Origin of the sequence: Dyella silvatica (assembly GCF_026283955.1) — a bacterium.
Lineage (GTDB): Bacteria > Pseudomonadota > Gammaproteobacteria > Xanthomonadales > Rhodanobacteraceae > Dyella_C > Dyella_C silvatica.
Genome location: NZ_JAPDPE010000183.1, coordinates 1 through 5,610 on the forward strand (window position 1 = coordinate 1; position 5,610 = coordinate 5,610).

Annotated in this window: 1 protein-coding gene; it reads right to left on the bottom strand. The window is 63.0% G+C overall.

Annotated elements, in window-relative coordinates:
* Positions 1-5,610 (bottom strand): SDR family NAD(P)-dependent oxidoreductase (locus OUZ52_RS22000; protein WP_266160742.1); only part of this gene is annotated, 5,610 nt, incomplete at both ends.

The following is a 5,610-nucleotide window of genomic DNA, read 5'->3' on the forward strand; positions in this document are numbered from 1 at the left end:
AGATACCGGCAATGCGCGCGCCTTCCCGCTGCACCCCACCCACATCCAGCATCGGCCGCGGCCACGGAGCGAGTTGCTGCTGCACCACGAATGGCGTGCCATCGAAATCGATGTTCGGATTCAACACGCTCGAATGCAGGCTGGGCACCAGCTGCTGATGCTTTAGCTGGAGCAAGACCTTGGTCACGCCGGCAATACCGGCCGCGCTTTCGCAGTGACCGATATTCGACTTCGCCGAACCGATCGCGCAGAACTGGGTGTCCTGGGTCCAGTGGCGAAATGCTTTCGACAGCCCCGCGATCTCGATCGGATCGCCCAGGCTGGTACCGGTGCCGTGCGCTTCGATATAACTCACCGCACGCGCATCGATGCCGCCTTCGCGCAGCGCGCGCTCAATCACCTTGGCCTGCGCGTTGGGATTGGGCACGGTATAGCCATTGGTCTTGCCACCGTGGTTGATCGCGGTGGCCTTGATCACGCCATAAATGTGATCGCCATCGGCCTGGGCCTGCGCCAATGGCTTGAGCAGTACCGCGCCGACGCCCTCACCCGGCACATAGCCTTCGCCGCCTTCGCCAAAACTCTCGCAACGGCCCTTGCCGGAAATAAACTTGCCCTGCGCCAGCATCAGGTATTTGTTCGGGTGCACCGACACATTGACGCCACCGGCAATCGCCACCGCGCAACCGCCGCGTTGCAGGCTTTGGCAGGCCAGGTGAATCGCCGTCAGCGACGACGAGCACATGGTGTCCAACGCCATGCTGGGGCCGTTGAAATTGCAGAAGTACGAAATGCGATTGGCAATCGACGCGGGATGGCCAGGCACGGCTATCGGCCTTCCGCGGGCCTGCTCCTGCGCACCGTACAGCTGATACTCCTCGTACATCACCCCGACGAAGACGCCGACGCTACTGTCTTCGGCGACGTTGTCACGGGTGTAACCGGCATCTTCCAGCGTGGCATGCACGCACTCCAGAAACAGCCGCTCCTGCGGGTCCATCAACTCCGCTTCGCGCGGCGAGATATTAAAGAACAGCGGATCGAACAAATCGACGCCGTCGATAAAGCCGCCCCAGCGACCATAGGTCTTGCCGGGCTTGCTGCGGTCTTCGTCGAAATACAAGGCGTGATCCCAACGCTCGGCGGGTATCTCGGTAATGCTGTCTTTGCCCTGGCTCAGATTGGCCCAGAACTGTTGCAGATTGCCGGCCTGCGGATAGCGTCCGGCGACGCCGATGATGGCGATCTCGCCGACCTCAGCGCGGGCCTCCCTGCTGACCCGGTTGCGGGTCTCATAGCGCGAGCGGCGGCCTGTCGGCCCAGCGACCGGCTTATCGAGCTTGCTCGCCGACGGCGTCGAGACCAGCGCTGCAACGGCGCGGTTTTCACCCAGCAGCGCGGCCATCGCGGCTTGATGATGCTGCACAAAATACCCGCTCAAGGCGGCAATGGTTTGATATTCGAAGAACAGTGTTTTGGGTAGCGGGCCAAATTGCTTTTCCAGCGCCCGCGTCAAATCCAGCACCAGCAGCGAATCGATGCCATAGGTTTCCATCGGCGCCCGCGGATCGATTCGATGGGTCGGCAGCTTCAATGTCGCCGACAAAAAGCGCACGAAATAGCGAGCCGCCCGTTCCAGGATATCGTCTGCGGCATCGCTCGCGCTGGCCACGGCGGCCGCTTGCTCCAGCTCCATCGGCAAGGGCTGTGTCACTGAATCACTCACTTGATCACCCTGCGCATGGCTTTCCGTGTCGTTGGCCTTCGTATCGCGGCTGCGGCCACCGATGGGCGGGGTAGTCAGCATCCGCAGGCCTAGCTGCTTGAAGCGCAGGCAGGGCATGCCGCTGTCGTCGCACAAGTCGATGTCGACGGTGTGCACGGCATCGCCGCTTGCGCGGCCGGCGCTGGGGCGAACCACCGCCCACATGCTGGAGGTACAAGGGGCAAGCACATCCAAGGCACCCAGGGCGAACGGCAGCATCAGGGTCAAATCGTCGGCGCCGCTGCTCATCTGCAAGCCGATCGATGCCTGCAAGGCGGCGTCGAGCAGGCTGGGATGCAGCAGGTAACTATCCATCGACGCCTGCAGCGAAGGCGGCAGCGTTATCCGCGCCAACACCTGTTGCGTGCCGACGAATAACTCGCTTAAACCCTGAAAGCCGACGCCGTAGCGCAAACCCAATTGGTCGAACACGGCATAGCATTGCGCGGCGCTCAGGTGTGCCTGGATGCACTGTTGACGCAGGGCCGGCAGATCGTGCGCCACGACAGCGGCATGCTCGATCGCATCGGTCACCACGCCACGGCCAAAGACCACCTCGCCATCGGCAAGGTCCGCATAAATCTCGTAGCTGAGCTCGCCGTTGTTTTCCGGATACAACGAAAGATGCAGTTCCAGCCCCTGGTTGCCGACGACGGCAGGACGCGCCCACACGATGTCCTTCAGATGCAGCTTGCCGGCACCGTCCATCGCTTCGCTGGCCGCGAAACGCGCCATTTCCAACTGCGCCACGCCAGGCAATACCGGGCTATCCAGCACCACGTGATCGGCCAGGAAAAATTCGCTGCCGTCAAAGCGGCTGCTGAAACGCGGCCCTGACAAGTTCGATGAATTGCGCTGCATCAACGGATGCAGCATGGCGCCCCGTGCCGACGCGGCTGGCAGCTCGGCCTGCGCCGCCGGCACCCAATAGCGTTCCCTGGCGAAAGAGTACGTCGGCAAGCTGATGCGGCGCGGCTTGCGCTCGCCGTAGAGGCTGTTCCAGTCAAGCCCGTACCCCTTCACCCACAGTTCCAGCAGCTTGCCGAACTTGCCTTTGTCGACCCAGCTTCGAACGGTGTGCGCCATATCTTCATCGGCGCTGAATGCGGCCATGGCATCCTTGTGGCGCCGGACTTGCCCGCGATACAGCTCGTCGGTGTCGCCGTTGTCAGCGAGGAAGCGCGTCAGCTTGTCGCGCAGTTCGGCCAGCGAACTGGCCACCAGGCCCAAGCGTTCTTCCATCGCCTCGCGCCCGACCTGCAAGGTATAAGCCAGATCGGCCAAGCTGATCTCCGACGCCGCTTGCGGTGTACCGATAAAGGCCAGCAGCTGTTGCACCTGCTCGTGCAATCGTTCTTCATTGCGCGCCGACAATACGATCAGGCCCGGGCCATCGGCGAGCGGGTCCGACACTGCCGCCGGGATGTATTCCTCCAGCACCACATGCGCAGTCACGCCACCGAAGCCAAACGAACTCACCCCGGCACGACGCGGCAGCGGCTGGCCGTTGGCGTCGCGTACGGCCGTCCATTCGCGTGCCTGCTGCACCACATAGAACGGACTGTCGTTCAAGTCGATATACGAATTAAGGCTGTCGCTATGCAGGCTTTTCACCAGGGTCTTGTGCTTCATCTGCAGTAAGACCTTGATCACCCCCGCCACACCGGCGGCCAGTTCCAGATGGCCGATATTGGTCTTGACCGAGCCCAGGCCGCAGTGCTGCTCGGCCACCGCGCTATCGCCGCTGGCGGCGTATAGCTCTTTGAATGCTGCCTTCAGTCCATTGATTTCGACCGGATCGCCCAGCGGCGTGCCGGTGCCGTGCGCCTCGATATAGGTCACGCTGCGCGGATCGATGCCGGCGTGCTGGTGAGCCTGCCGGATCACCGCCGCCTGCGCTTTCGGATTGGGCGCGGTCAGCGAATTGGCGCGGCCACCATGGTTTTCCGCGGTGCCGCGGACCAGGCCATAGATATGGTCGCCGTCGCGTTCGGCATCGGACAATTTCTTCAGCACCAGCATGGCGGCGCCCTCGCCGCGCACATAACCATTGGCCTCGCTGGAGAAGGTCTTGCAACGGCCGTCCTCGCTCAGCATGCCGGCCTTGCTGAAGCTGATATGCAGCTCGGGGTTGACGATGGTGTTCACGCCACCGGCAATCGCCATGCCGCAATCGCCCCGTTCGATCGCGAGTACCGCCCGCCGCAGCGCCACCAGCGAGCTGGAACAGGCGGTTTCCACCGGCTCGCTGGGGCCGTGGAAATTGAGGAAGTAACTCATCCGGTTCGGCCCCACCGAGGCGACCGCCCCGGTCGAGGAATAGCCTTCGATGGCCATCCGCGCACGGCTGATCAAGGCGCTATAGCCACTGGCCATGGTGCCGACATAGATGGCCGTATCGCTGCCCGACAGCGCCGGGCCGGCATAGCCGGCATCTTCCAACGCCTTCCACACATGCAGCATCATCAAGCGCTGCTGCGGATCCATCAGTTCGGCTTCTTTCGGCGAGATGCCGAAGAACATCGGGTCGAATTCATCGACGCCGTCGATAAAACCGCCCCAGGTGGTCTTGGCCCTGTCCTCGGCATGCGCGCGGTCGCCATGCCAGGCGCGCCAATCTTGCCGCTCGGCCGGTACCTCGGTGATGCAATCCTTACCGTCGAGCAGGTTGCGCCAGAAGGTTTCGAGGTCGCGTGCCTGTGGAAACTGACCGCTGATGCCGATGATGGCGACCGGTTCGCCACTCGGCGGGCTGCGGCTGGCAAGCGGCGCCGTGATGGCGGCGCCGAAGCGGCTGCGACGGCGCGAGCGGATACGTTCGAAGGCCGGCGCTGGCGCCGTGACAGCGGCGACCAGCGGCGCGGCCACGGCGCGGTCGGCCACCGCAAAACGTGGTGCCAGGGCGGCGTGATGTTCGCGCGCGAGATAATCGGCAAGACCATCGAGTGTCGAATATTCGAAGAAGATGGTCGGCTTCAGTTCGAGCCGGTATTGCTGGTTCAGCGCGTTGCCGAATTCGGTCAGCGAAATCGAATCGAAACCGTATTCGCTCAACGCGGTTTCGCCGTCGATGTCCTCTGGCTTGACCTTGATCAGCGACGACACCAGGCCGACCAGCGTCCGCTTCACCTTCGCCGGTAAATCCTGCTCGGGCGAATGATGCCCGGACAAGGCCTGATCGTCTGGCCTGACCTTGGCAAGCTCGTCGCGGCTGATCGCCGTCGGCAATGCAACGGTCTTCTCTTGCGGCTTGCCCAATATTACGTGGCGAATCCGTGCTGCGTCGCCCGCCACCACCAGCAACTGATTCGCCCCACTCGCCAGCGCCTGGCGCAAGGCCAGCACACCGCTGTCGGTGCTTAAGGCATGCATGCCTAGTTGCTGCACCAACATGCTGCGCGTGGCGGCATCCACCCGCATGCCGCCTTCGTCCCACAACGGCCAGTTCACCGACAGCGTGCGCCCGTGACGCTGACCTTGTGCCACCTGCTCGGCGCGATGCTGCGCAAACGCATCCATGAAGGCGTTCGCCGCCGCATAGTCGGCCTGGCCGATATTGCCGATCGCTCCGGCAATCGAGGAGAAGCAGATAAAGCAGTCCAACGCCATCTCGCGACTGGCCTGGTCCAGATTCAGCGTGCCGGCGACTTTGGCGCTGAACACCTCGTGCAACTGCTGGCGCGTCTTCTTGACGATAAAGCTGTCGCGCACCACACCGGCGCTATGGATGATGCCGTCGAGGCTTTCGAACTCTTCCGGGATGCTGTGCACCAGTTGCGTCAAGGCCGCGGCATCGGCGACATCGACCGCGTGGTAACGCACCACCGCACCCAGGGCTTCCAGTT